The following is a 25,016-nucleotide window of genomic DNA, read 5'->3' as shown; positions in this document are numbered from 1 at the left end:
CCTGGCCAGATCCCAAATAGGTCCATGACCGCCCGGATAAAATACGACATCATATTCCGATGCAGAAAGCTGGTTCAGTGGCACCGTATGTGAAAAAGCATGTTTGGCTACCTCATCATCCAAATAGCGGAGGTTTGACCCAGTGATCCAGCCAAATCAACTCATTTTATATACGTTTTGGCTGAAGATATTTTTTTATCCATAGCCAAAACACTATATTTGAACCATGTTTTGGCTGCGGATAAAATTGTTTTAATCTTTTGGAAGAAGAAATATGGAATTGCTCATCGGAAGAATAGCGGAAAAGAAAATATTGTCAGAGGCGCTTGCTTCGTCCTCATCAGAGCTCTTAGCAGTGTTTGGCAGGAGAAGAGTTGGAAAAACTTTCTTGATCCGATCGGTCTTCCAGAAACAGCTCATTTTTGAACTGTCGGGAGTTCACGACGCGAAAGCTAGCGAGCAATTACTCAATTTCAGCAAGGCTATCGAAGATGCATTAGGCTCAGGATTAACTCCTGCAGCTCCTAGGAACTGGACGGAAGCTTTCTGGCAACTCAAGGAATTTGCAGCCCCTATATTAAAAAAAAGAAAAGCTGTAATTTTCTTTGATGAGTTCCCTTGGCTAAGTTCGCATAAATCTGGCTTTCTTTCTGCATTTGAATATTTTTGGAACCAATGGGCCTCTCAACAGCCAAACCTGATTGTTACTATTTGTGGATCTGCTGCTACTTGGATGATCAAAAAAGTTGTCAATAGCAAAGGAGGCCTGCACAATCGCTTAACGCGTAAAATCCGCCTGTTACCTTTCACATTGCACGAAACAGAACAGTACCTAAAAAGTAATAATATCCATATTGACCGTTACCAGGTGCTAACCATTTTTATGGCAATGGGCGGTGTCCCCCATTACCTGAAAGAACTGAAAAAAGGGGAAAGTGCTACACAGGTCATTGACAGGCTTTGCTTCACCAAGGATGGTCTCTTATCAACAGAATTCGCAAACCTATACCGTTCTCTTTTCGAAAACGCAGACAGGCACATTTCCGTAGTCAAAGCACTCGCCGACAAACCATCGGGATTAACAAGAAACGAAATCATTGCGGAATGCAACCTACAGAGTGGAGGAACCACCAGTCTTTTACTTGAGGAACTTGTGGAGTCTGGCTTCATTACTCCGCACCTGCCTTTCCAGAAGAATGCCAATCAGAGCATTTACAAGCTTAGCGATGAATACAGCCTTTTCTATCTTAAATTTATCGAACATTCCCGCGCCACCGGTGCAGGCACATGGCTAAAAAAATCATCGACGTCTTCCTGGAGGAGTTGGAGTGGTTATGCCTTTGAAGGGATCTGCATGAAGCATACGGACAATATTAAGAAAGCGCTGGGCATTTCTGGGGTGTTCACGGAAACATCAGCTTGGCGGCATTCTCCTAAAGATGGAAATGGTGCACAGATCGATCTTTTGCTGGACAGACAGGATAACGTGATAAGCATATGTGAAATGAAGTTCTCAAATGCTGAGTTTGCCATAGATAAAACCTATGCGACTGAGTTAAAGAACAAACTTGATATATTTCGTCGGGAGAGTAAAACTAAAAAAGCACTTTTCCTAGCCATGGTTACAACCTATGGCACCAAAGACAATATGTATTCTATTGGTCTGGTACAGAACGAAGTTACCATGGATGATTTGTTTGTGTCTTAGTACAAGGTAATTAAAAAGGGATTCAAAATGCTGTTTTTATTAGGTTGTTTTGTCCACTAAAAAAACAAAATTTTAGGTAAACACCTTGCATTTACCCTAATTCTATTACAGGAATTGCAAATATTTACCCTAATTCTGTTACAGGAATTTCAACATCTACCCTAATTCTATGTCAAATTATTAATCTATATAAGCTAATTTCGTGACGATATGTAGTGATTAATTTTTGCGGAGCCAAACATCATTAGGGCCTTTACACTAATTACAATCTTACTTATTTGATTTATGATGATATTGGTTCTTCAGATTTTATCGACGCACCTTTTCCTAGAGAATTGTAAGGCAAAATCTCGCTGTTGAAATAACTTATTTTCTGTTCTGATTTTTTTCTCCACCATTTAAACTTAGAAGACTTAACTGGCTGACGACTTTCTGCCCACATATTTCACGAATAAATTGGCCCATGTCCTATAAACCTTTTCTCTCTCCTTCACTATAAGCATTAGATTTTCTACCCCATATTTTAAAGCTGCTATTTGATATATCCTTTCTAATATCTCTTCAAGCTTAGCAGGATTATCCATGTTCAGCCTATTATCACGGTCACTATCAATTTTGGTAATAAGCCTTTTCATAAATGCTTCTGACGAATGTAGGACTAACTGCTTGGTGTAAAGGACGATACTGTCATAATCTGCAGTTTCATCCAGATATGCTAACAGCCCTTTAAAATCCCCCTCCAAATTTCTTAACGCTAAAGAAAAATCTGCAGCATTTTTTTGAAAACCTGCAAGCTGTCTTGCATTTGCCAAAACCTGATTTCTCCACTGTTTAAATTGGGCCTCAGGTTGAATATTGGCAAGAACAAAGGTATAGTTGTCAAAGTTAGGCTTGTACAGCAATTCCCTTGAAAGAACTCCGGCAAGTTTCTTATTATCTTTTGTTTGGGTATAAATCTGTTTCAATCTCACAATATAATCCAAATCATATTTTGAAGTGGTATTTTCGCCCATTTGCTGAGTACAGTAGGTCTCTGCAGTATTCAACTCTCCAAGCTCGATTAGCGCATCTATCAGCTTAATATTATACACAATAGCATGCCTGATGGGCCGGAATGTATCCTTATATTCTAGGAAATTTTTATTGACTACAACCATATGCAGCAACAACTGCAATAATTCTTTTGAATCCTCGGCTCTTTCATCCTTCCTGGACTGATATATTTTCTCTATAATCCCCGCTATCTTGAAACGCCTCTGGACTGAGGATGTATTAAATATATGCACAAACATATTCGTGTACTCGCGGCGAATCCCACCATACCCATCCAGAAAAAATTTGTTTGAAAAATAGGTCATGCACTTATTCCAGGCCTCATCATCTCTAATATTTGCTACAACTTCTTCTACCTGAATTAAGACTTGTTTGAAATAGGTCTCCAACCTTTTACTATTGGTTAGTATTCGATATTTGTATTCAACAATAGTGTCAATTACAGTATGAATCTGTATAAAATAATTTTCATTAGCAGGCTCAGCAAAGTATCGAACTAAAATTGGCTTATGCAGTTCGGTCCACAGATCGATAATCTTTTTAACTTCAACAACTTCGGCTTTTCGTCTTTTACCTATCACAGCCTTTACAGTATCATAAGTTAAAGCAATAATTTCTGCTGGTGTATAATTCTCAGATTTACTAGAGAATTCGTTCATAAAAGCAATACTCAGATCCTTGTTTTTTTTCAACGTCTTTAATACCCATTCTTTGATTTTTACGGGATCAGCTTGCTCTATGGCTTGGTTTACAGGGTCAATCTTTTTGCTGACAGTGAGCTTAGCGGCTGGCTTCATCCCTTTGGAAATAAAAGCTAAAAGTGCAATCTTATGCTGGCAGAATGAGAGATTACTTTTGCATTCACAAGTAGAGTTGATCACGGCACCTTTTTCTAACTGTAAGCTCACGTCATAACTTTTATCAAGTTCATCAACGTAGGCCTCGAAATTTCCAGCCTTAACCTCATCACACTCTCTTACTCTACATCGCTGTGATTTTTTGATAAGCTCACTATCCAATTTGGTTTTAAAATTCCTGCTGGTAATTTCGTCTTTCATTTTTCAAATAAAGATGTACTCAAAAATAGCTTTTTTAGCTGATAATCCCGGGGTTTCTCCAAACGGACAGACGGAAAGACTGGATGTTAGGGATAAAAAAGGTGTAAGAGAAACTATATAGTTTAAAGTAAATCATAAAGTATTGATCGATCTTTTCATCTTGGTTATATTCAAATTTTAGGATGAGGTAAACCAAAAGTATTCACATCTTCTTGAAACCAACCCCAAAAGCAAAAAAGCCACCCAATGGGTGGCTTCAACCAATTTGGTCTATATTTTTTATTTTGCTAAAACCATTGCATTTTGCTGCGCTTCCATGATCGCTTCAGAAGCATATGATTCTGATTTAAGACTGGCAAAGTCGGCTAATTTTACGTTTTTCAAGTTGCTCGCGATCATTGTACTTTGACTGGCAGTACCATTTAATTTTAATACCGCCTCATCCTTAACGATAGTATATAAAGTGCCTGCATTAGCTTTAATCCTCGCTGTAGCACTCTGGTTCAAGAATAACTGTAGGTATTTTACATCGAAATAATTGCTGGTGACCACAACTGATTGACCATAAGCTTCAATCCTTTCTAAATCTTTTACCGTGATATTAAGTATGACCTGACTGGTTGCTTCTGAATTGATAAATAAGGTTTTTCCGTCGGTTGATACAGAAGTTTTTGCGACGTCATAGTTGCGCTCACCTTCTATCTTTTGTTTGTCACCTTGGGTTAAGACGATTTTCACATTCCCGCTTACCCAGATTCTGTTAAATTTTGATAATGAAGCAGTTTTTGTTTCTGCTTTAACTGGCTCAGCGGCAAAAGTTGCCATTGCTAATGAAGTTAATACTAAGCTTGTTAATGCTGCTGCGAATATTGTTTTTGCTAAAGTTTTCATATCTTTTATATTTTAGGTTTTTGCTATTGTTTGTTATTGAGACGCAGCTGTCCATCAAACGTTTCAGGCAAAAAACTTATATTATACCAGCATGAGTAACTGCTAGACCAACGCCTGTAATTTCTAGACGAACTGTTACAGTTCTCTAAGCTGATTCGAGTAAATCCGGTATTTAAGTCTTTACTCATGTTTTCATCGGTTTCCCAAAGAATGTAGTAATGTTCATTTTATTAGTCTGATAAGGTATAGTAAAGAGCGTTCTAAAAAAAAAATAAGCGGATTGCTTTCAAAGTCAAGGATTATTTGTAAAAATTACCAAGCTTGCATTTGGGCAGGTATTGTTATTGATGATATCAGAACTTTTACTGGCATCAGTTCATTTTCACGTAGAGCCCTACCAACTTGAATTTAAAAATATAGTTATGGCGCATTATAAAAATTAATATCCCGCCATAAGTGGATTAAAAAACATAGTTATGGCGCACTTTCAAATCTTATACTGCGCCATAAGTTATATATAATGCTTTTCGTTGTCATACAAACAAAGAGAAGATGGAAACAATAATCGGGCGGTCAACAGAAAAAAAGTTATTGCTGGAGATAGCAAAATCCGGGGATGAAGAGCTGGTGGCAATCTACGGAAGGAGGCATGTAGGTAAAACATTCCTTTTCAGAAATGGAATTTAGAATTGATTCTCAAAAATTTTACCAATTTTTCAAGAGCCGATCAGGATTTCAACCCAATATGTTTACGTAAGAAGGAGTGGGAATTTATAAAGGAAGATTTCATAAAATCTGTAAGTCAAATTAAGAAGTCGATAGACAGAAACTTTCGACGGCTGATCGCTAGTTAAAATACAATCTAATCTACTAGCATATTATGAGTTTAACGAAAGTTGGTGATTACGGTGAACGAAGTGGAAATTATCCGATACCTTCGTTTTTTGAGACTGTTAAAATAATTAATATTATCTTAAAGTTTTATTGGATAAACCATACTTGATTGACCTATTAACCAACTATTGCCAACTTTAGCGATCATTTGAACTTGAACTAAAATTAATGGTGATGGGAATACTTTTGAACGTGCTGATGAGAAAATTAGTTGGCGGATGGTTGTGAAGGATACCGAGTTTAATATCAAAGGTAGGTATATTAGTTTATTTAGAAACTTGTGGTAACCATTAACTGCCAGATATTTCTATTAATAATGCCTGCTTGTTCCTTTTGTCTCCAATACATATAACCAAATTCGGTATCTATCTTTTTGTTCCAACGGTATCCTAATGAAACAAATAGCCTATTTTGGTCAAAAAAGCTTTCGTTTACGTTTTCTTTATTTTGCAAATTCATAAAAAATTCATCTTGTAAACCTGTGTAAATACCTCTACTGAAATCCTCAATCGCAAATATTGGTATTTGAGCACTTAAAAAAATTCTTCCTCTTAAAGAAAAATTAGTTTCACCGTCTTCTTGCATAAAACGCTGTTCTAACCGGAGCCTTAAATTTCCTTCTATTTTACCAAATGAATGTTGGTTCAGGTATTGTTCAAATATTCTTTGCTCCCCTGAACTGATTTTAATATTTTGCTCATATTCCCAACTTCCTAGATAAGCATAGCCAAGTGCAATAGAATTTTGCTTGTTTAGGTTATAACTCAACGCACCACGCAATAAAATTCCTGATAAAAAACTCAATTTATCTGCAGAACGCAACTGAAAGTCTGCCCGTATATCTAGCTTTTCACTTAATGATTGCTTATGGCTGATAAAAACCCATCCAGCATTCTCGGATTGAGCGAACAGTTGAGTTGTACAACATAAAATTAAAACTATATTCGCTAATCGCTTCACATCTGGTGTTTCAAAATTTTGCTTTGCTGTAGCTTATAAGCTTAGCGCTGCACTTATTAAAGATTCGTGTTTACCCTGAATATTTTTTTTTCCAATATTCAACCCTGTAAGGAGCAATCAGTATTAATGGCCCCTCAACACCACAATTCCATAGTAGAATTTTTTGTATTTAATATGTTGGTATTTATTGTTCAACATAATCCATCGTGTTAAGTTTTAACAAAAACACCAGCCACAAAAAACAGGTATTTGACCCAATTCATTAGTATATTTTGCAAGGCCTAGAAGGACTAATACTGACATACAAGTCAAATATTTACAAATTTATCTTTTTGAAGATATCTGTAAAAGTGTTTTGTTTGTGTGAGCGCGTTAAGGTGATGGAATTTTTTAGCATGAACAACAAATCAAACATTTAAACGGCAACTTTTTTTGCCACTGCAAACAAACCTTAGTGGGAGATAGTTATCCTTATTTGTTGATACAGTAACCTTCCCGTCAAAAAATGTTTTTTGACTGTGATTCACATTATTGTGAATGAATTAAAGCTTGAAACATGCAACAAAATCTATTATTTGCAGCATGGTAACAAACGGTCTATACCGAAGCCAAGGGAATCATAAAGTCGCCAGCCTTTGTAATCGCATCTTTTCCTTCAGGAAGAATAGCATGCCATAACGGAAAATTATGTATCATTTTTGGCCAAACTTCAAGTCGGATATGAACGCCAGCCATTGCAGCTTTATGTGTGAATGTTAGTGCTTCACTTAACATTTCTTCTGCCTCGCCAACGATTATGTATATAGGGGCCATTTGTAAAAGCACAACGTAAGCTCCTTAAGCGCTCATAGTAGCAATTGGCATTCAAAGCATAGGACCTCGTTCTCCCGGGAGTGGATCTCCCGACCTATGCCTTGAAATGGGCGTGCAGTATGCGTCGGAATATTCATTTGATTTCATGACTACAATGTTTATATTTTATGCAACCAAATGCTGTCTTAAAAAAAAATTGAACATAGATATTCAGGAAACAGTCGAGGTTCTGTCCTAATACATCATAAAATGTAAATCTAAATTAGAGCAAAGGTAACGGGTATGCCAAAATTTGAAAAATTGATTTTTATAATATTGTAGAAGGTTTAATAAATACACTCAACTAATTTAACTATTGTTTTAGTTAGCAAGGGGGTTTTTTGAAAAATAATTGTGTAGCTTAGTCATAAGCCAAATCGCGATATTATGAAATATGCCTTGCAATACCCAATCAAGCCTAAAAGCTTCAAAATTTTCTTAAAGGCAATAGGGCCTACCAATCTGCTCATCACAGCGTTTTGCCTATGGGTCATAAGCACTTCCGCCCAACAAAACGTTAACGACCGAATCACTCAGGTCGAAAACAACCTCACCGGCCAGACGCTCATCAGCGGTGAAAAACCAATGAACCTCTTAGAGCGAATGGAACATTACAACATTCGAGCCCTGAGCATCGCCGTCATCAGTGACTATAAAGTTGATTTTGCTAAAGCCTATGGAATGGCCGATGCCGCTACACAGACCAAAGCCACAACTAATACACTTTTTCAGGCGGCTTCTATCAGCAAATCTTTCAATGCCCTGGCCATTTTAAAACTCTTCCACGATGAAAAACTGGACCTTTATTCAGACATCAATACCTACCTGAAAAACTGGAAATTCCCATATGATTCCCTGTCCAAAGGCAAAAAAATTAATACCGCTAACCTGCTTAGTCATACCGCGGGCCTGAGTGTCCACGGGTTCGGCGGTTACGAGACCAGCGCCGCTTTACCCACCACCATCCAGATACTCAATGGTACAAAGCCTGCAAATTCTGAACCAGTACGGTCGCAGTTTGCGCCAGGATCGAAGATGCAGTATTCTGGTGGAGGCACTACCATTTCCCAGCAGCTCTTAACCGACCTTACTGGTAAAACTTACCAGGATTATCTGAACAATACTATTCTTAAAGCCCTGGGCATGAACGAAAGTACTTTTGCCCAACCGCCACTAGACAGAAAAAAACAAAACCTGGCCACCGGATACCTTGCAGATGGATCAGCGATTAAAGGAGACTTCCACATTTACCCCGAACAGGCAGCAGCTGGCCTTTGGACCAATCCAATTGATTTGTCTAAATACATTATCGAAACCCAGCTATCCTACCACGGCAAATCCAATAAAGTATTAAACCAATCAGACACCAAAATCCGTCTGACACCATATACGAACAGTAATGGATCTGCCCTTGGCGTTTTCATTGAATCGCCAGACAGTACCAAATATTTTGGTCACGGGGGCTCCAATTATGGATTTCAATCCGCATATTACGGTAGCCTGGAAGGGGGCAACGGCCTTGTCATCATGGTCAATTCAGATAACGGCGCGATCATACCTGAACTCATCAACAGCATTGCCAAAGTTTATGGCTTCAAAGGACTTTACCAAACTAAAACCGTAAACGTGACTGAGGTTCCTGAAGCACTACTGGAAAGTTATACCGGCCGATATCAGCTTATGCCCAATTTTATACTGACCATCAGCCGGGATGGCAAACGCCTTTTCGCCCAGGCCACCGGACAGCCGAAAATCGAAGCCCTTGCCCAAAGCCAGACCAAATTCTTTTCGAAGGAAATCAATGGAACCATAGAATTCGTTGCAGCTGAAGATGGAAAAATAATAGAGCTAATACTGACTCAGGGAAGGGTCGTTCATGCAAAAAAGCTTTAATAACCTATATAGAAGCTCGCATTTAATACTTCGAATTCAATGTTCGTATTTGGAGAAATTCCAGGAGACCCAATATTACCTTTGTTACTTTATCCGACCGCTTTCATTTTCGAGCGCAGAGGTTCTCGTTCTAGGTCCCTTTGAGTTTCCGGTAGAAAATTTATAATTAAAGCTTAACCTGAGTTGCCGGGATTCAAAATACCCATAATTCCAGATCCTGAACCCGCCAATACTTTGGAAAGAGTTTGACTGATTACCCTTAAAAATATCACTGTACACAATTCTTAAACTTGCGGTTTTATTCAGGAAGCTCCGCTGAAGTCCTAAGTCTATCTGGCTGTTGGGCTCAAAAAACTGATTGGCACCAACTAAACGTTTCGAATTGTAAACGCTGGAAATTTCCCCGACAAAACCTTCTGGTAATTTGAAGGTCTGCTGAAGACCGAGCCTGGCAGCAGTCTGGTTTAGGTCAAGTTTTCTTTCATTTCCAAAGTCAATTTTATTGTTAAGCCTGAAAAGGGTTGCGTTAAAGGTAAGTTCCCACCAAGCGAGAGGTTTTAAAGATTGTGTTAAGGTTAAAGCTAAATGCTTTTGATGGCCAAGATTCCGGGGAACCATCACAATCTTTGAAACGCCTATCGTATCGGTCACTTCAACGCTGAAGTCATCGGTATAGCTGTAACTCATGCCGATAATGGTGGAGCTGTCATAAACATATTGAATTAACCCGCGATGGCTAATCTGAGGTTTTAAGAATGGGTTTCCCTGCCAGAAAGAAAGCTCATCCAATAGGTATATGAATGGATTCAGATTTTGGTAAGCCGGTCGATCAATCCTTTTCGAATAGCTAAGCGAAAGGCTGTGCAAAGGTGAAGCTTTGAAATTAGCTGATAAAAAAGGGAAAAGGTTAGTATAGTTTCTATCAATGCGTTGCTGATTGCCCGAGACTTTTGAGATTTCCTCCAGTTGACCAATGGAAGCTGAATATTCTACCCTTAATCCACCTTGAAGTTGCCACTTGCTAATTTGTTTTTTATAATTGAAATAAGCGCTACTGATTCGTTCCTGAAACGAGAATTTATTTGATCGTGATGGGTCCAGGATTTCACTCGTTTGCTGAACTTCCAGAAACCGTGAATCGTTTGAAGAAGATACCATCGAGTATTTTAGCCCTGTTTCCAGTTTTCCTTTCCATAAGTTAGTCGTGTAATCGAGTTTGACAGCGGCTAAATTAATGTCGATTCCATTTAACGAGCGGTAAAGATTGTCGCTGGTTACCGTATTGTCAATCAGCGTATATCTGTTGGATTGGAGGTTTCCTGCACGCTTGGTAAAAGTTCCGTAGTCTGCATCTATATTGAGCGTTCTGCCCAGGGTATCTTCATATTTGTAATTCGCATTGATATTGAAGCGCTGGGTACCTTGCGCATAATAGTCGTTCACGGCGGTCAAGACCTGTTCTACTGTACTGGTGGATTCGGGTCCGATTTCTGTTCTGGTATCAGTAATGCCTCCGCCAAAAAGGAAGTTGCCATTCAATAGAACACCTATTGTATTTTTTTTATTAATCAGAAAATCAGCACCAACTCTCGATCCGATTTTATTTCTCTTATCCACATCGTCAGTTGAGCTATTAAAAAACCTGCCTTCCTGAACCCGGTCGCCACCATAGAGATAGGAATAATAGCCTATAAAATGGCTATAGGCGCCGTAGAGGTTAAGCCTGTTTTTTCGGTAATTAAACGATATATCCTGATTATTTCTCAGGTACACACCATAATTCAGTCCTGAGGTCAGGCTCACATTTAATCCGTCAACAGCAGACTTCAAAGTTTTTACGTTGATAATGCCAGCTGAACCTGCCGCATCATATTTTGCGCCCGGACTATTTATGATTTCTATCGACCTGATGTTAGATGAGGACATGGTCTTAAGTAACTCCGCCACTTCTGTATTTGACAGGTAGGTCATCTTCCCGTCTATCAGGACAGAGGCGCCAGCCTTGCCATTTAAGGAAATTGAATTATCACTCGCTACACTTACGCCAGGGGCGCGGGCCAATAATTCAAGGGCGTTACTGCCCTGAGCATTGATGCTTTTTGAAACATTGAAAACAATGTTACCTTCATTCATTTCAATTACTCTTTGATTCCCTTTAATTTGTACCGACTGCAACGTTTTGGATTCAGGGTTAAGCTTGATGTTACCAAAATCCAGAACTCCGGATGGCTGGGGTGGAAGAAATTCTAAAATCTTAGCCTGATAACCAAGAGACGTCAACTTAATTGTAGCATTATGAAGTTGTTTAAGGTCATGTCTGAATTTGAAATATCCTTGCTCATCTGTAATGTTTCCATTGATCAGCACGCCACGTTCGACAACTGAAATCGTTGCAAATGGAACACCATTGCCCTCCCCGTCTACAATTCTTCCTGATATCAATAGCTGATTATCTTTAGGTTTTTCTAAGGCTGAGATCCTGTTTCGAATCACAATCAGTGATGGAGAAAGGGTTTGGGAAAATAAATTCTTAGACGCTAAAATGCTATCGAGCACCTGAGTCACCGGTAGGTTACGCGCATTCACGGATATCATCATTGTGTCAGAAACCACCTCATCGCTGTACACTACCGAATAGCCGCTTTGAAGTTGTATTGCTTTAAATAATTCTATAATTGGTTTACGTTCCAACTTGAGCGTAATTTTAGTCTGTTGCGCGCTTGCTGATAAGTCAGAAAGGATAATTAGTATCAAAGTGATTACTATTCTAGCATATCTATTATTTCTCATATAAAATACCTCAAAACATAGTCAATTGCCAAATTCATGGATTTCTTATTCATTCCTGCTCCTTAATAAATACCATCCTTTTATTGATGGTAAAGATTAACGGATAGGATAATTTTAAAGAGGTAAGGGCCTGATCGAGGGTTTCGTTGATAAAAATGCCACTGAAGCGTTTTTCTTTTAACACGTCGCTTTGGATATTTATTTTTACATCGTACTTTTTTTCCAGTTTTGCGGCCAATTCCCTGAGTTTTTCTTTTCTGAAAACAAGCGTGTCTGCTATCCATCCTGTCTCTTTCAAAAGCGCGGACGGATTTATTGAACGGAGCTGAAGTTTATTTATTTCATTTTGCTGAGCTGAGCCATAAACGATTTTCTGATTAGGGTGTAGCAGTAGAGCATTTTGCTTTTGCTGCCTATCACTTACCTGGATTAAGCCCCTCACCAAAGCCACTTCGATATTTTTTTTATCGCCGGTGGCCCTGACATTAAAGGCGGTTCCCTTTACTTCAACATCAATATCACCCACATGTATGAAAAGTGGGACTTTGGCGTTTCTTGCCACATCGAAATATGCTTCTCCAGACAAAGTGATTTCTCTATTTGTCTTTCCAAATGCCTTATTGTAAACTAGGCTTGAATGTTTATTCAGCCAGATTCTGGTGCCATCATCCATCATTTTAAAAGTTTTTTCCTCGTTAGTGCTTAACCGAACCAGTTCCGATGAGGGTTGCTGGTTACCCAGTTTGTATGCTAAAAAACTAATGAAAGAAAGCACAATCAAAACTGCTGCTGCCCCTATCCAAATAGGCGTACGGCGTTGGCTTTTTGAAGGTAAAAAGTTGTATTTATCCTCAAAGTTTTCATTTTCAATACTATATATGCGCGTCCATACTTGATTGAGTTGATGACTGCTACTTACCTCATCAAGGGGATGCTTCTGATTATAATAAATGGTCAGTAGCTTAGCCAATCGTTTATATTCCTCGTTTTCACTATTGGCTTTATCTAGTAAAACCCTGTCTGCGGTTTCAATTTCGCCTGAAAGTTTTTTTGAAAATAAAAAAATGAATTTATCTCTTTTCATCATTCATGTATTTAAAGTAAAGACACGTCCTATACCCATACTACTTACTCATACTATAAAAAAAGTAAAGACATGAATACAGAATTACTTTTGTCCCGTTTTTTTTTGCTTGAGGATGGTATCCTAAATACCCGCTAAGGGTATCAGCTAGGGATTTTACCGCTTTGTAGAGCTGGTTTTCTACTGTGCGTACGGAGATATCCATAATTTCTGCGACTACTTTGCTTTTTAGCCCTTCCTCCTTAATCAACTTGAAGATTATCTTCCGCTGCTGGGGGAGTGCTGCCACAGCATTATTTAGCAATAAAAATAGTTCCCGGTCAGAAGGATTTGATACTGCTTGGTATAAAGCAATTTCTTCAGCTGTGGATGAGCTGAAAATCAATTTTCTCCTTTTTTCGGACCTGACAACATTTAAACTGGCGTTCTTTATCAAAATGAAGAGATATACTTCGGGATTGGAAACTTTAGAGAGATTACCACGCTTCAACCATAATTTCACAAACATTTCAGAAGTAATCTCTTCAGCATCCTCCTGACTAGTCACATAGTGTCTGGCCAGCGAAATTAGTTTCTGATGGTAAAGCAGGAATAATTCATCGAAGGCAGCTTTATCCCCCTGTTGAACGGCTTTAAATAATGATAAAATCTTTCCTTCGTTCTCTGACATTTACCGGCAATCTATTGTAGTTACTGTGCTTTTTAAATATAGAGGACACTTATACTTCAAGATATACTTATTCCGTTGAAAAATAAATTATCCCTTCATTATTTGATAAAATTTTGGAGTTGCTACATTTGACTATAGGGATTTAGTCGTCAGATTTGGAAAGAAACTTTTAATTATATGAGCAAACGGGTGTTTGACGAATCCTTTAAAAAGATGGCAGTAGAGCTTTCTTAAACTAAGGGATCTGTAAAAGGGGTAGCTGATGAGCTAGGTATCGACTATGCTCTTTTGAGTAAATGGAGACAACAGGAATCAGAGTGCGGGCAAGGAGTAGCAGAATTAACCGATGATCAAAAGCTGATTAAAAAACTACAGAAAGAGCTAAAAGATGCTCAACTGGAGCGTGACATCTTAAAAAAGGCGGTCGGCATCTTTTCCAAGGGAGACCGGAGATATTCGGATTTATAAGGGAGCACCGAATAATATTTCCAGTTGAAATGATGTGTAGGGTATGTCGGGTAAGCTAGCAGTGGTTTCTATTATTGGTTAAATCAAAGAGATCGGTGAGATACATAGCGATAGCAAAAAAGTTTGCGGGATTCCAAGGATTGCGGCCAAGCTCGCTGAAAAGGGTATCCAAGCATCCAGGCCGCGGGTAGCCAGGATAATGAGGAAAGCTGGTATCCACAGTGTTATACCCAAAGAAATGGGTAAAAACAACAGACTCAAATCATGTGCATCCTGTGGCAACAAATGTTCTCAACAGAGGTTTTTCGGCTACAGGGCTAGGAGAAAAATGGGTCTCGGACCTTACTTACATACTCACAGGTGCTGGATGGGTTTACCTGACAACGGTTATCGACCTTGCGGATAGAAAGGTAATTGGGTGGTCACTAATCAAAAACACAACTATTAGCGGATTCTAGACGGCAAAAGCAAACAGGAGAATCGGAGATACACTAATATTCCACTCTGATCAGGGCGTTCAGTATGCTTATTCAGAGTCTAAGAAACAGTTGTTGGGGTTATCACTAATCCAGAGTATGAGCAAAAAAGGAAATTGGTAGGATAACGCAGTTGCAGAGAGTTTCTTTAAAACAATGAAAACTGAAATGGTATATCAAACAACTTTTAGAACTAAGCTGGATAGACCAGAATTGATTGACCCCGTTCCACCAGAAATAAATTTTATGTAAAGTTTTGCTTATCTGTATTTTACAGAATTGACGAAAGGGGGTCAAATGAATTGGTTTATGGACAAGATAAGAGAACATTACCAAGAATTGTTGATTTACACGGATTCGAACGCTGCCAAGATTTTTGGAGAAATACTGAATTTACCTTATACTGAAATTAAGGTATGTTTTGATGATTTAGATTACTTAACTGATAAGTATTGAGCATTGCCTAAATTACTTACATACGGACTGCAGGAAAAACCTTTTATTCATATTGACGGGGATGTATTTATTTGGGAAAAGTTTAGTGGGGCTTAGGAGAATTCCGATCTGATTGTGCAAAATAAAGAATTAGGAACCGCTTACTATTCAGATATGTGTGCTTCCGAGTTTAGGCATCTTACTCATCTGCCAACTTGTGTGAAGAACATACAAAATCTTAATTCTATTCCTTCAGTCAATGCGGGTATCTTCGGAGGCAATTACCTGATGTTTTTAAAAGAATATGTGGACCTCGCAGCAACGTTCGCATTAAAGAATATATCAAGTGAAAATAAAACAACTGCAAGTTTCAATGTCATCTTTGAGCAAATATTATTTTCCTCATTATGTGACCAGCGGGGTTTAGATGTGTCTTGTTATTTTGAAAAGAGCTATAATGATAATGGCTATCAGACTAAAGAGTTTGCTGACTTTTACCTTTGCAAGGATAAGCTAGAATACCTGCGTCTTATCGGATTAAAGAAAAAGGAACCGAAAGTTTGTGATGAAATGGCTCTATTGAAGAAATGGTATATAACATATCATTTGCCTTAACATCTCTTTTATTACCTATTGTTTTAGGATAGCTTATCATACCATTCTTAGAGGCAACAACTGCAATCATTTTTTTGTTATAATTCTGAGTAAACAAAATGGTATCGCCGGTTTTTACCTGTCGGCCATTATATAAACTGTAAACCACTTGTTGATTTCGTCCGGAATATATGGTATCAACAGCGACAGATGATCTCAATTTTAGCCAATAAAAGCAAATCCTTTTCCTAGCTCCAGCAAGAATTTTGTAATATGAGAAATCAATTGTCGTTCTATATCTCTTTCTTGATATGGCTTAGTTAAGGTAAGAAAGTCGAATACATATGGATCTTTTAACGTTTGCTGAGCAAGTTCAGATAAAGGATCAGGAAGTGTATTCTTAAAGTTAGTGATAGCCTTTCCTTGCCTATTTAATTATTTAATTTTATCTAAAGAGCGAGCACATCTCTGCTCCAGCCATTTTCAATTGTTTCTTGTATATAAAAATATGCCTCGTTTACATCATTTGCTTTGCTAAATATTAATATATTGTGACCCCATGGAATTTGCATTACTGTGTGTTGTGTTATTTTATTATTCAGATCACTAGATATTTGTAATTGTCCAACAGCTTGTTGGACAATTGAAGACTCATACAATTTAAAGAATTGCTTTGCATAAGCAAGATTTGTTCTGGATAGTCCTTTCATGTTAGGAAATTCATGTTTTAAATCGTTTGAGACTTGTTCAAGAATCTTATCTCCCCAGTTGTCTATAACGCAAATCACTGGGCCACTCATTTCACTGCATAGCGGGCCACCCATTTCATTCGTCACTGGGCCAAAAAAAAGGCTTTATTTCGCTGGTCATTGGGCCAATCTTCGTATTCCTTTGTTATATTATTCATAATATAATGAAATCAATGTAATGGATCTTTATCGTATACTACGATTCCGATTCTTTTAATATGATCTAACAAATCTGGATTTTTGATGGTATTATAATTAGATAAATCAATAATATATGGCAAATTTAATTCGGAAAGTTGATTTTCGATTTTTTGCAAATCCATCAAGTTAGAAATCCCAAGTATTACTAAATCAATATCTGAATACTTTTTATAATTGCCTCTCTGCGTATCTGCACATAATCGTTCATTTTGGCTTGACAAATAATGCCAGACTCCACAGGATTTCCATATAAGGAAAAATCCGTCCACATAGTTGCACCGTGGAACCTTATGCCCTCAAACTCAACCATATTATTTTCAAGGACATTTACATTTGAGTTTTTGGATGCTTCAAGTATTTTGTTGAGTGTCTTCGGGTATGATCCCTTGTAATATTCGTGATTACCCAATAAATATATTACCGGTTTATCAGGGATGTTTCGCTTTACCCATTCTATTCCTTTTGTCCCCAGGTTTGTATCTCCAGCCAAGATAATGAGATCTGCATTGCTAAAATCCAAATCTGAGATTCCAAATTCTTGATGTAGGTCGCTAATTATCTTTATTTTCATTTCTTTAATTGATAAAACTATGCAAATGGGGGTATTTCTATATTTATCATAACATTTAGCTTCCGATTTGATTTATAAATCTGACTTTAATTTTTAGTTCTATGTACCAGGATATAACACAAGTCTTAAAGCTTCATAAGCTTTTGCATGCTTATCAACGGGCATTTTAGCCAAATTGATCAACTTCCATTTGACCGACGGGAGATTTGCAATCAGATCCGGATCTTCCAGCTCTAATAATGAGAAATCAGGGGTCATATTTTTTATAGATAATAGGAAGTTTCGTTCTTTTTTTGTCATGCTGGAATTAATATCATTTATTAATCGTTCTCTAATGTCAATTAATTCCTCTAATGAAATATCTACGTCTGACATTTGAACGAACTCACTTTCATAGATTTCAGAAATGTCCTTCCTATTCGGGTTGAGGAGCTCAGACATCGGCCGAAAATGGCTTACTAAAAAAAGCAGGAAAGTTTTACGCAGATTGTCTGTAAGGCCCTCGTTTTGATATAATAGCAGGACATCAAATAGATCTCTAGGATGTTGGCGATCCAAAGCGGCACAAAGTTTACCAGCATATAAATCTGGATGAGAGGCGACCATAATTTCGGCATAACCAAATTCCTTTTCAACCAGTTCATGAACCTCCATCCGTTGAGGAGCAAAGACTGTACCTCTGATTACCGGAGAAAGCTCTATTTTTACCTTAACATCATCAAGGCTGACAATGAGTCGCAAAGAATTTTGCTGTTGATGCGTGGTATTCTATACCAGTACTCCTGATATCGTTGCTTTGATATTCGTAGTAATTCGATCAAGAGCTACCAATATGTTTTTCCAAGCTGTTTCCCGATCATCCATGGGAAGGTAAAGGAGATCAATGTCAACCGATAGTCGGGGAAATGGTCTGTAGAAAAGATTAATCGCTGTACCACCTTTCAATGCAAAACAATCTTCCTTATCAATGATCGGCAACAAGCGGATTAACAACCTTACCTGTTCGATGTACTCTTCTTTCTTACTCATAGCTTGCTGGTACCGTAATTTGATATTTTTTATTTAGATGCCCACCTTTGGCCACCACACGATTTCCGGATCCGAAACTTAATCCTGCCTTGTTCAACTTGGCTAACCAAGGATGGTTTTGTTTTTCAGCGAAATAGAAAAATAAACGCCTGACTTTAACATTATTGAATATTTCTAACAATTGCTGTAAAGCACGCGGAGATAGCGTTGTCAAACCTTGCATCAATTCATCAGCATGTTCAAAGGATATTTTCGCAGGAACATCGTTTAGTACCTCCAAGATGGCTCGTTCAGGCGTAGACAGCCTTAACCCTTCTTTACTGTCCTTCCAGCTTAATGTCTTGGTAAAATTGTACAGTTGCCCCTGTAATGTCTGGGTAACCGGCTGCCCTAATAAATCAGTTAGGCTGTGTTTTATAAAATTGGCACTATCTGTTGCTCTGTTTAGCCAGCCGGGCAGAGCTTCTTTTCCATATAAATGCACTGTTCTTTTTTTTGATAAAGCAAGGTAGTGAGATAACTTTTGAAGTTCTAGAGCTGTTATTCCACCAATAGTTAGGTCTGTTTTCTGAGCTCTTTGTAAAAAGTACACGACATCTCCCCAATCTACTATTGATCCTTCGCGCTTATATATACCATTCTTAACTGTTGTTAGCTGGTTACTTTTAAGTAGATTGTCGATTGCATGATTAGACAACTCGTGATCCAGCAACCATTTCCTGCTAACCAGTACCCCTTCCGGCACCAAGCGGAATACATTTTTACGTCTTTTGGAATCTATTGGCATATTTACAATCTTAAAGGTTTTCGGCGATGAACGCCGATAACTCAAATATATATAAACAATTTGATTTATCAAAGCGCTATTTTTCGGCGATGAACGCCGAAAAATACGAAACATGTAAATAAACTGGTCAGCCAGAGAGACATTCGTCTTTACAACATTTACTTCAAAAACAGAGATCATACCTAAGAAGCATTTTGGTGGTGTATCGTCATGCTATAACTTGTCATTAAGGGATTGGATCCTGATCTTATTACAGATTATTGTAATCGGATCATAATCGGACCGTATCGGTTCATATAGGATCAGAATTTAATCACTTGTCCTTCAACAAGCGAAATCTCAATACCCTATTTTCAAATTGCCTTAATCTGATTGCTACTTCAATCAAATACAAAAGAAATGATTGAAATAGCAAACAATTAGATTAACAAGATGTCTATAACGCAAGTCACTGGGCCACTCATTTCGCTGCATAGCGGGCCACCCATTTCATTCATCACTGGGCCAAAAAAAAGGCTTTATTTCGCTGGTCATTGGGCCAGCCTTCCGTTATTAGCTTTCTATAAAACGGAGGTAATTGGGCCAAAATTATTTATTCCGGACTTCTAAAACGGAGGTCAATGGGCAACTTTCCATGATTTATTATAGTCTTGTATCTGAGATAAAAAAGCAGATACATGGCAGGACAACGGATTGATATCATGGAACTTCGCACTTTGATTGCATTAAAGCTAAAGAAATTCAGCAACCGGAAGGTAGCTCTCCTTTTGAAAATTAACCGTAAGACTGTTGATGGGTACATCAAACGGTTTACCGAACTTGGGATCACCTATGAGGAGCTTTACGAACTTTGTGAATCTGATTTAAATGATCTTTTCACTGAAGAGAGCCAGACTGGATAAACCAGAGCACATTGATCCCGTCTTAACGGAAATAAATTTGCTGTAAAGTTTTGCTTTTCTGTATTTTGGACAATTGGCAGAAAGGGGTCAAATTAATTGGTTTATGCAGTTCAGCTTTGATGGCTACTGTCGGATCCTCCTCCTTGTACTCAAGTAGTAACAGCCTGCCCCCTGGTTTAAGTGCCTTCCTTAAAGCAGCCAGATAGGCTACAGGGTGCGCTAACTCGTGGTAAACATCCACCATAAAAGCCAAGTCAATCGAGTTAGGTGGTAAGTTGGGAGATATTTCTGTACCCTTGATTACTTCAACATTCGCTAATTTATCCTCAAGAGCTTTTTTCTTAAGATAGGCAATGGCGTCATTTTGAATCTCCACCGCATAAACTTTGCCCTTTGGGTTGCGCTGGGCAACTCGGAAAGTATAGAATCCTGAGCCCGCACCGATATCGGCCACTACACTATTAATTTTTATCGGCAGGGAAGCTATGGCCAGAATGGTGTTTTCTTCCTGCGTTCGGCTATTGCGTTCCAGCCAATCTACACCTTCGAAGCTCATTACGTGGGCAATTTCTCTACCCAGATAAACCTTGCCAGTACCATTGGTAGATGGGTTTTTAAAAGTGTAGGATGCTTCATCCTGGGCAAATGCAGTATGGAATGAGATGAAAAAGCAAAAGAGAAGTATAAGCTGAGATATTTTCATAACGATGTGGCTTATACTAGAAACGAAAAGCAGCCATCAAAAGTTTCGGTGGTTGTTGTTTTAATCCATGGGAAGACTAATTTTTAAAAGCCTTATAAGAAGAAGATTACTATCCTTTTCAAAGAATGTTCAACTCATCATCCTCATTCTATAAGGGGTTGGGCTGAGAAATGCTGAGAGATATCTTTAAATAAATTATCGGAGTAAGCATAGAATTTCTGTCGCCACACGATACGATACTGCGGAACTCCACATTGGCTTTTGGAAAATTAATAGTCTTTGGAATGAATTTACGTTAACTAGATCAGTTTTTAGCGTATTAACAGAATTGGTAAATTTATATAGGGCAATTATTTCTTTGGATCTTACCAAGTGCTTCAACAAAATCACCTGCCCCCGTCTTAGGGCTCATGATTTTTTTGACACAGTGGATAATATGGTTTCTTAAGTTCAACCTAGGCGCAATTGTTTTTTATGCCAGCTTCATCTGCAGAACCACCAAATCGCCTTTCCGGCTCCCTATTTCACAAAGTAGATTTAATAAAGTTAGGATAGCAGCTGATAACAAACTCTCCTCAGCTTAACCCAGCCAATTATTTTTTGATAAAATACTATCGATGATATTCAAAATCTCTACCAACATTTTAATCACTCTTTGGAAATTGCAACCTCAAATAAATCTTAATGATATGGCCTTGTGTATCTGGTACTCCCTTATTCCCTCACCCGGAAAGCTAACGCATGCTTTTAAAATACAAACATTGGATAAAATAGTATTAACATTTCATTCTTTTCAAGGCTACTTTTGAAATATAAAATGCAGCAGCGAATCTTAAATTCGTGATGCACTAACCAAACATTATATGAGAAATACTCCAGTTTTGATTCAGGACCATTACAACTTCCAATTTCCAGTTTCAACCCTTATTACGTTAACCAAACAAGCGCTAAACGACTAAGATGAAGCTGCACCTACTCGATATTCTAATCTTGGTCTTTTATTTAGTGATGATGGTCTTCATTGGTTGGTATTACCGCAATAAAGCCCGTTTAAATAAAGAAAGCTACCTGATGGGCGGCAAAAAATTGCCTTGGTATATGCTCGGTTTAAGTGATGCTTCAGACATGTTCGATATCAGCGGAACCATGTGGATGGTTTCGCTTTGCTTTGTTTATGGACTCAAGAGCATCTGGATTCCGTGGCTATGGCCTGTTTTCAATCAGGTTTTCAACATGATGTTTCTTGCAAAATGGTTAAGACGATCAAATGCTGATACTGGTGCGGAATGGTTAGCCACACGTTTTGGCTTAAAGGGCCGCGGTGTTAAGGCATCCCATAACGTCACAGTTGTTTTCGCTCTAATCGGTTGTCTGGGATTTTTAGCATACGGCTTCATTGGTCTTGGTAAATTTGTCGAAATTTTCATACCGTGGAACATCGTGGAGCCCTATATACCCTTTAATGTCAGCGCACAATATGTCCCCCACTTTTATGGTATTTTGTTCACCTTATTTGCAACTTTTTATTCCATACTCGGGGGAATGCATAGTATTGTATTGGGAGATGTGATCAAATACATCATCATGACCATAGGCTGTATTGCCATTGGTTATATAGCCTTTACTCACCTGCAAAGCCAGTCCATTCAGACCCCGAAGGGTTGGGCGAATCCTTTTTTTGGATGGAAACTTGAGCTGGATTGGTCAAATATTGTGGCTGATGCCAATAAAAAGATTGCCGATGACGGTTACGGTTTATTTGGATTATTTTTTATGATGATGCTATTTAAAGGTGTCTTTGCAAGTTTGGCCGGGCCCGCACCAAATTATGATATGCAAAAAGTACTTTCAACCAGCTCTCCCAAAGACGCCTCGAAAATGACAGGTTTTGTTTCTATAATACTTCTTCCTGTCCGATACACTATGGTTATTGGGCTTACAGTGCTAGCACTTTTATATTACAAACAACTGGATTTAAGTTCACCAACAGGAACTGATTTTGAGCGCATACTGCCAGCAGCCATAAATTCATTTTTGCCAGTAGGCGTGTTGGGTATTGTACTTACCGGTCTTATGGGTGCCTTTATGGGGACTTTCTCAGGAACTTTAAATGCCGCTCAAGCTTATATCGTAAACGACATTTACCTAAAATACGTAAAGCCTGAAGCTTCTACTAAGCAAATCATGACGATGAATTATTTAACTGGACTAGTGGTGGTTGTGGTTGGTGTTTTTTTGGGTTTTTTTGCCAAAGACGTCAACAGCATTTTGCAATGGATAGTATCAGGGCTATATGGCGGCTATATCGCAGCGAACGTGTTAAAATGGTATTGGTGGAGATTTAATGCAAACGGCTTTTTCTGGGGGATGCTTTCAGGTATCGCTGGTGCCTTGATCTTTTCGCACTTCTTTAGTGGTATTGAATTTCTTTATTATTTTCCAGTTCTATTTATCATCTCCATCGTCGGCGCTCTGGCGGGCACCTATAGCGCTCCTCCAACGGATGAGCAGGTTCTAAAAAGCTTCTACCGCAATGTTAGGCCTTGGGGGTTTTGGAAACCGGTTCATGAATTGGTTTTAATGGAAAGCCCTGATTTTAAAGGTAACAAGCGCTTCAAGCTTGACATGTTCAATGTAGGTTTAGGCATAGTAGCTCAGCTCTGCCTGACTGTCCTTCCGATGTATTTTATCCTTTGGATGAAAACGCCATTAATCATCACCATTGTTCTTATTGTCATAATTGCGGCGATATTAAAACGCACCTGGTGGAATAAATTAGAAAATTAGATTTTTAGACTTTAACATAAAATGAATTTTAACAGCAGACTGGAAAAAATAGTAGCGCAATATGAATCGCTCATCCGTCAAAAAAACGAAGCAATAGACTACACTAATGGTATTTTTCAGCGTTACCTAAATCCAGTGCTTACCGCTAGCCACGCGCCTTATAAATGGAAGTATGATTTGGATGAGAGCAGTAACCCGCTTTTATTGGAACGGATCGGCATCAACGCGGTATTCAACTCGGCGGCCATCAAATTTGAAGGTAAATACGTGCTGATGGCAAGAGTGGAAGGCAGCGATAGGAAATCTTTTTTTGCTATCGCCGAAAGTGATAACGGAATCGATAACTTCAGATTTTGGGATAAACCAGCTATCATTCCACACCTCGAAGGGGAAACGAATCTATATGATATGCGCCTTGTTCAACACGAAGATGGATGGATTTACGGTGTGTTTTGTACCGAAAGCCGCGATGCGTCGGCGCCTGAATCGGATCAGTCTTCTGCTGTTGCGCAATGTGGGATCGTTCGTACCAAGGACCTCATTCATTGGGATAGATTAGCGGATTTCAAAACCCACTCCGCCCAGCAGCGAAATGTAGTTTTGCATCCGGAATTTGTGGATGGTAAATATGCATTCTATACCCGTCCACAGGACAGTTTCATTGAGGCAGGTAAAGGCGGAGGTATTGCATTTGGGCTTGCAGATGATATTGAGCATGCAACGGTAGATGTGGAAACTGTCATCGATAAGAGAATATATCATACAATTTACGAGGCTAAAAATGGTCTTGGTCCAGCTCCGATAAAAACCGAAAAGGGCTGGTTGCAGATGGCGCATGGAGTGCGTAATACTGCCGCCGGTCTTCGTTATGTTTTGTATTTATTTTTAAGCGATGCAAATGATCTTACCAAAGTCACTCACAAGCCTGCAGGTTATTTTCTCGCACCCGAGGGCGAGGAGCGGGTGGGTGATGTGTCAAATGTTGTTTTTTGCAACGGCTGGATAGCAGATGATGACGGAAAGGTTTTTATTTATTACGCATCTTCAGATACAAGAATGCATGTGGCGACCTCCAGCATTGATAGCTTATTGGATTATACCATGAATAGTCCACAGGATGGATTTACCAGCGCCGCCTCAGTACAACAGATTTGTAAAATGGTTGAAAAAAATGAACAATTGGAATTAATTGAAAAACGTTAGTAATAGCTTTAATTTATAAGAAGTTCGTTATTAAAACATTAAGATAGGTTAAAATACTATCAGCTTAAAGTTAACTTGCAAAGGCTGTTAGCGAATTAGCCGAAATGAATTTTATAATTGGTTTAGCGGTTGGAGGGCCCTTAATAAAATGGGTCCTCTTTTTTTCTTTTTTTGCAAATTACCATTCAAATAATAGGTAGGATAAAAGATGTTATCAGTCTAATATTGTGTCTATGGGGCTGAGACTTTTTATCAGCT

20 protein-coding genes and 4 pseudogenes are annotated in these 25,016 nt (G+C 38.5%); 10 read left to right on the top strand and 14 right to left on the bottom strand.

Annotated elements, in window-relative coordinates:
• Window positions 1-274 precede the first annotated feature (274 nt).
• On the top strand, window positions 275-1,708 hold the full coding sequence (locus LUA90_RS04400) for an ATP-binding protein (RefSeq protein WP_231465720.1): 1,434 nt from the start codon (window positions 275-277) through the stop codon (window positions 1,706-1,708).
• 413 nt (window positions 1,709-2,121) lie between these two features.
• On the opposite strand, the gene LUA90_RS04395 is transcribed toward LUA90_RS04400, so the two are convergent.
• On the bottom strand, window positions 2,122-3,819 hold the full coding sequence (locus LUA90_RS04395) for a hypothetical protein (RefSeq protein ID WP_231490401.1): 1,698 nt from the start codon (window positions 3,817-3,819) through the stop codon (window positions 2,122-2,124).
• 279 nt (window positions 3,820-4,098) lie between these two features.
• Window positions 4,099-4,710, bottom strand: coding sequence for a GIN domain-containing protein (locus tag LUA90_RS04390; RefSeq protein WP_231465738.1), 612 nt, complete (start codon window positions 4,708-4,710; stop codon window positions 4,099-4,101).
• A gap of 552 nt (window positions 4,711-5,262) precedes the next feature.
• Between LUA90_RS04390 and LUA90_RS19470 the strand changes: the two genes are divergently transcribed.
• A complete protein-coding gene (locus tag LUA90_RS19470) occupies window positions 5,263-5,397 on the top strand; it encodes a hypothetical protein (protein ID WP_255713513.1) in 135 nt (44 codons plus the stop codon).
• A gap of 477 nt (window positions 5,398-5,874) precedes the next feature.
• Here the strand turns inward: LUA90_RS19470 and LUA90_RS04385 are convergent, their stop codons facing one another.
• Window positions 5,875-6,564, bottom strand: coding sequence for a DUF2490 domain-containing protein (locus LUA90_RS04385; protein ID WP_231465741.1), 690 nt, complete (start codon window positions 6,562-6,564; stop codon window positions 5,875-5,877).
• A 597-nt stretch (window positions 6,565-7,161) separates the two neighbouring features.
• Complete coding sequence (locus LUA90_RS04380; protein ID WP_231465742.1) at window positions 7,162-7,377, bottom strand: alpha/beta hydrolase; 216 nt, start codon at window positions 7,375-7,377, stop codon at window positions 7,162-7,164.
• 426 nt (window positions 7,378-7,803) lie between these two features.
• On the opposite strand from LUA90_RS04380, the gene LUA90_RS04375 reads away from it, so the two are divergent.
• Window positions 7,804-9,309 (top strand): serine hydrolase, encoded by a 1,506-nt coding sequence (locus LUA90_RS04375; protein WP_231460651.1) that lies wholly within the window; start codon window positions 7,804-7,806, stop codon window positions 9,307-9,309.
• Between the two features lie 84 nt (window positions 9,310-9,393).
• Here the strand turns inward: LUA90_RS04375 and LUA90_RS04370 are convergent, their stop codons facing one another.
• From LUA90_RS04370 to LUA90_RS04360, 3 genes are all read right to left on the bottom strand, one after another.
• Complete coding sequence (locus tag LUA90_RS04370) at window positions 9,394-12,000, bottom strand: outer membrane beta-barrel protein (protein ID WP_231490399.1); 2,607 nt, start codon at window positions 11,998-12,000, stop codon at window positions 9,394-9,396.
• A gap of 148 nt (window positions 12,001-12,148) precedes the next feature.
• Entirely contained in the window at window positions 12,149-13,186 is a 1,038-nt protein-coding gene (locus LUA90_RS04365) for a FecR family protein (protein WP_231490398.1), read from the bottom strand.
• A gap of 37 nt (window positions 13,187-13,223) precedes the next feature.
• A complete protein-coding gene (locus LUA90_RS04360; RefSeq protein ID WP_231460654.1) occupies window positions 13,224-13,853 on the bottom strand; it encodes an RNA polymerase sigma-70 factor in 630 nt (209 codons plus the stop codon).
• 252 nt (window positions 13,854-14,105) lie between these two features.
• Between LUA90_RS04360 and LUA90_RS19575 the strand changes: the two are divergent.
• From LUA90_RS19575 to LUA90_RS19560, 4 genes and pseudogenes are all read left to right on the top strand, one after another.
• Window positions 14,106-14,321, top strand: a pseudogene (locus LUA90_RS19575) (IS3 family transposase); the annotation flags it as partial.
• Between the two features lie 82 nt (window positions 14,322-14,403).
• Entirely contained in the window at window positions 14,404-14,727 is a 324-nt protein-coding gene (locus LUA90_RS19570) for an IS3 family transposase (protein ID WP_370635303.1), read from the top strand.
• Window positions 14,728-14,935: 208 nt separating this feature from the next.
• A pseudogene (locus LUA90_RS19565) lies at window positions 14,936-15,049 on the top strand (IS3 family transposase); the annotation flags it as partial.
• A gap of 45 nt (window positions 15,050-15,094) precedes the next feature.
• Window positions 15,095-15,847, top strand: a pseudogene (locus tag LUA90_RS19560) (DUF6734 family protein).
• Between the two features lie 201 nt (window positions 15,848-16,048).
• Here the strand turns inward: LUA90_RS19560 and LUA90_RS19555 are convergent.
• From LUA90_RS19555 to LUA90_RS04330, 6 genes and pseudogenes are all read right to left on the bottom strand, one after another.
• Window positions 16,049-16,240 (bottom strand): PDDEXK nuclease domain-containing protein, encoded by a 192-nt coding sequence (locus tag LUA90_RS19555; protein WP_370634370.1) that lies wholly within the window; start codon window positions 16,238-16,240, stop codon window positions 16,049-16,051.
• A gap of 35 nt (window positions 16,241-16,275) precedes the next feature.
• On the bottom strand, window positions 16,276-16,650 hold the full coding sequence (locus tag LUA90_RS04345) for a DUF1016 N-terminal domain-containing protein (RefSeq protein WP_231490397.1): 375 nt from the start codon (window positions 16,648-16,650) through the stop codon (window positions 16,276-16,278).
• A gap of 95 nt (window positions 16,651-16,745) precedes the next feature.
• Complete coding sequence (locus LUA90_RS19550; protein ID WP_370635296.1) at window positions 16,746-16,901, bottom strand: hypothetical protein; 156 nt, start codon at window positions 16,899-16,901, stop codon at window positions 16,746-16,748.
• A 20-nt stretch (window positions 16,902-16,921) separates the two neighbouring features.
• Window positions 16,922-17,347, bottom strand: a complete 426-nt coding sequence (locus LUA90_RS04340; RefSeq protein WP_231490396.1) for a metallophosphoesterase — start codon at window positions 17,345-17,347, stop codon at window positions 16,922-16,924.
• 99 nt (window positions 17,348-17,446) lie between these two features.
• Window positions 17,447-18,376, bottom strand: a pseudogene (locus tag LUA90_RS04335) (nucleotidyl transferase AbiEii/AbiGii toxin family protein).
• A complete protein-coding gene (locus tag LUA90_RS04330) occupies window positions 18,369-19,343 on the bottom strand; it encodes a type IV toxin-antitoxin system AbiEi family antitoxin (RefSeq protein ID WP_231460658.1) in 975 nt (324 codons plus the stop codon). Before LUA90_RS04330 ends, LUA90_RS04335 begins: the two are co-directional and overlap by 8 nt.
• 497 nt (window positions 19,344-19,840) lie before the next feature.
• Here LUA90_RS04330 and LUA90_RS04325 point away from each other — a divergent pair, with 497 nt between their 5' ends.
• On the top strand, window positions 19,841-20,065 hold the full coding sequence (locus tag LUA90_RS04325; protein WP_231490395.1) for a hypothetical protein: 225 nt from the start codon (window positions 19,841-19,843) through the stop codon (window positions 20,063-20,065).
• 22 nt (window positions 20,066-20,087) lie between these two features.
• Here LUA90_RS04325 and LUA90_RS04320 read toward each other — a convergent pair whose 3' ends face one another.
• On the bottom strand, window positions 20,088-20,768 hold the full coding sequence (locus LUA90_RS04320; RefSeq protein ID WP_231490394.1) for a class I SAM-dependent methyltransferase: 681 nt from the start codon (window positions 20,766-20,768) through the stop codon (window positions 20,088-20,090).
• 960 nt (window positions 20,769-21,728) lie between these two features.
• On the opposite strand from LUA90_RS04320, the gene LUA90_RS04315 reads away from it, so the two are divergent.
• Window positions 21,729-23,555 (top strand): sodium:solute symporter family protein, encoded by a 1,827-nt coding sequence (locus tag LUA90_RS04315; protein WP_231490392.1) that lies wholly within the window; start codon window positions 21,729-21,731, stop codon window positions 23,553-23,555.
• A 21-nt stretch (window positions 23,556-23,576) separates the two neighbouring features.
• Window positions 23,577-24,758, top strand: a complete 1,182-nt coding sequence (locus LUA90_RS04310) for a glycosidase (RefSeq protein ID WP_231460662.1) — start codon at window positions 23,577-23,579, stop codon at window positions 24,756-24,758.
• Window positions 24,759-25,016 lie beyond the last annotated feature (258 nt).

Source organism: Pedobacter sp. Leaf170 (genome assembly GCF_920984665.1).
Classification (GTDB): Bacteria; Bacteroidota; Bacteroidia; order Sphingobacteriales; family Sphingobacteriaceae; genus Pedobacter.
Note: the sequence above shows the minus strand (reverse complement) of the source record. Positions and strands in the feature narration are given on the sequence as shown.

Bases quoted from the DNA above. Each gene is read 5' to 3' on its own strand.
- LUA90_RS04315 (WP_231490392.1), top strand. From the start codon at position 21,729: ATGAAGCTGCACCTACTCGATATTCTAATCTTGGTCTTTTATTTAGTG.
- LUA90_RS04310 (WP_231460662.1), top strand. From the start codon at position 23,577: ATGAATTTTAACAGCAGACTGGAAAAAATAGTAGCGCAATATGAATCG.
- LUA90_RS04390 (WP_231465738.1), bottom strand. From the start codon at position 4,710: ATGAAAACTTTAGCAAAAACAATATTCGCAGCAGCATTAACAAGCTTA.
- LUA90_RS04320 (WP_231490394.1), bottom strand. From the start codon at position 20,768: ATGAAAATATCTCAGCTTATACTTCTCTTTTGCTTTTTCATCTCATTC.
- LUA90_RS04330 (WP_231460658.1), bottom strand. From the start codon at position 19,343: ATGATCTCTGTTTTTGAAGTAAATGTTGTAAAGACGAATGTCTCTCTG.
- LUA90_RS19470 (WP_255713513.1), top strand. From the start codon at position 5,263: ATGGAAACAATAATCGGGCGGTCAACAGAAAAAAAGTTATTGCTGGAG.
- LUA90_RS04395 (WP_231490401.1), bottom strand. From the start codon at position 3,819: ATGAAAGACGAAATTACCAGCAGGAATTTTAAAACCAAATTGGATAGT.
- LUA90_RS04325 (WP_231490395.1), top strand. From the start codon at position 19,841: ATGGCAGGACAACGGATTGATATCATGGAACTTCGCACTTTGATTGCA.
- LUA90_RS04365 (WP_231490398.1), bottom strand. From the start codon at position 13,186: ATGATGAAAAGAGATAAATTCATTTTTTTATTTTCAAAAAAACTTTCA.
- LUA90_RS04360 (WP_231460654.1), bottom strand. From the start codon at position 13,853: ATGTCAGAGAACGAAGGAAAGATTTTATCATTATTTAAAGCCGTTCAA.
- LUA90_RS04345 (WP_231490397.1), bottom strand. From the start codon at position 16,650: ATGGGTGGCCCGCTATGCAGTGAAATGAGTGGCCCAGTGATTTGCGTT.
- LUA90_RS04375 (WP_231460651.1), top strand. From the start codon at position 7,804: ATGAAATATGCCTTGCAATACCCAATCAAGCCTAAAAGCTTCAAAATT.
- LUA90_RS04400 (WP_231465720.1), top strand. From the start codon at position 275: ATGGAATTGCTCATCGGAAGAATAGCGGAAAAGAAAATATTGTCAGAG.
- LUA90_RS04380 (WP_231465742.1), bottom strand. From the start codon at position 7,377: ATGGCCCCTATATACATAATCGTTGGCGAGGCAGAAGAAATGTTAAGT.
- LUA90_RS04340 (WP_231490396.1), bottom strand. From the start codon at position 17,347: ATGAAAATAAAGATAATTAGCGACCTACATCAAGAATTTGGAATCTCA.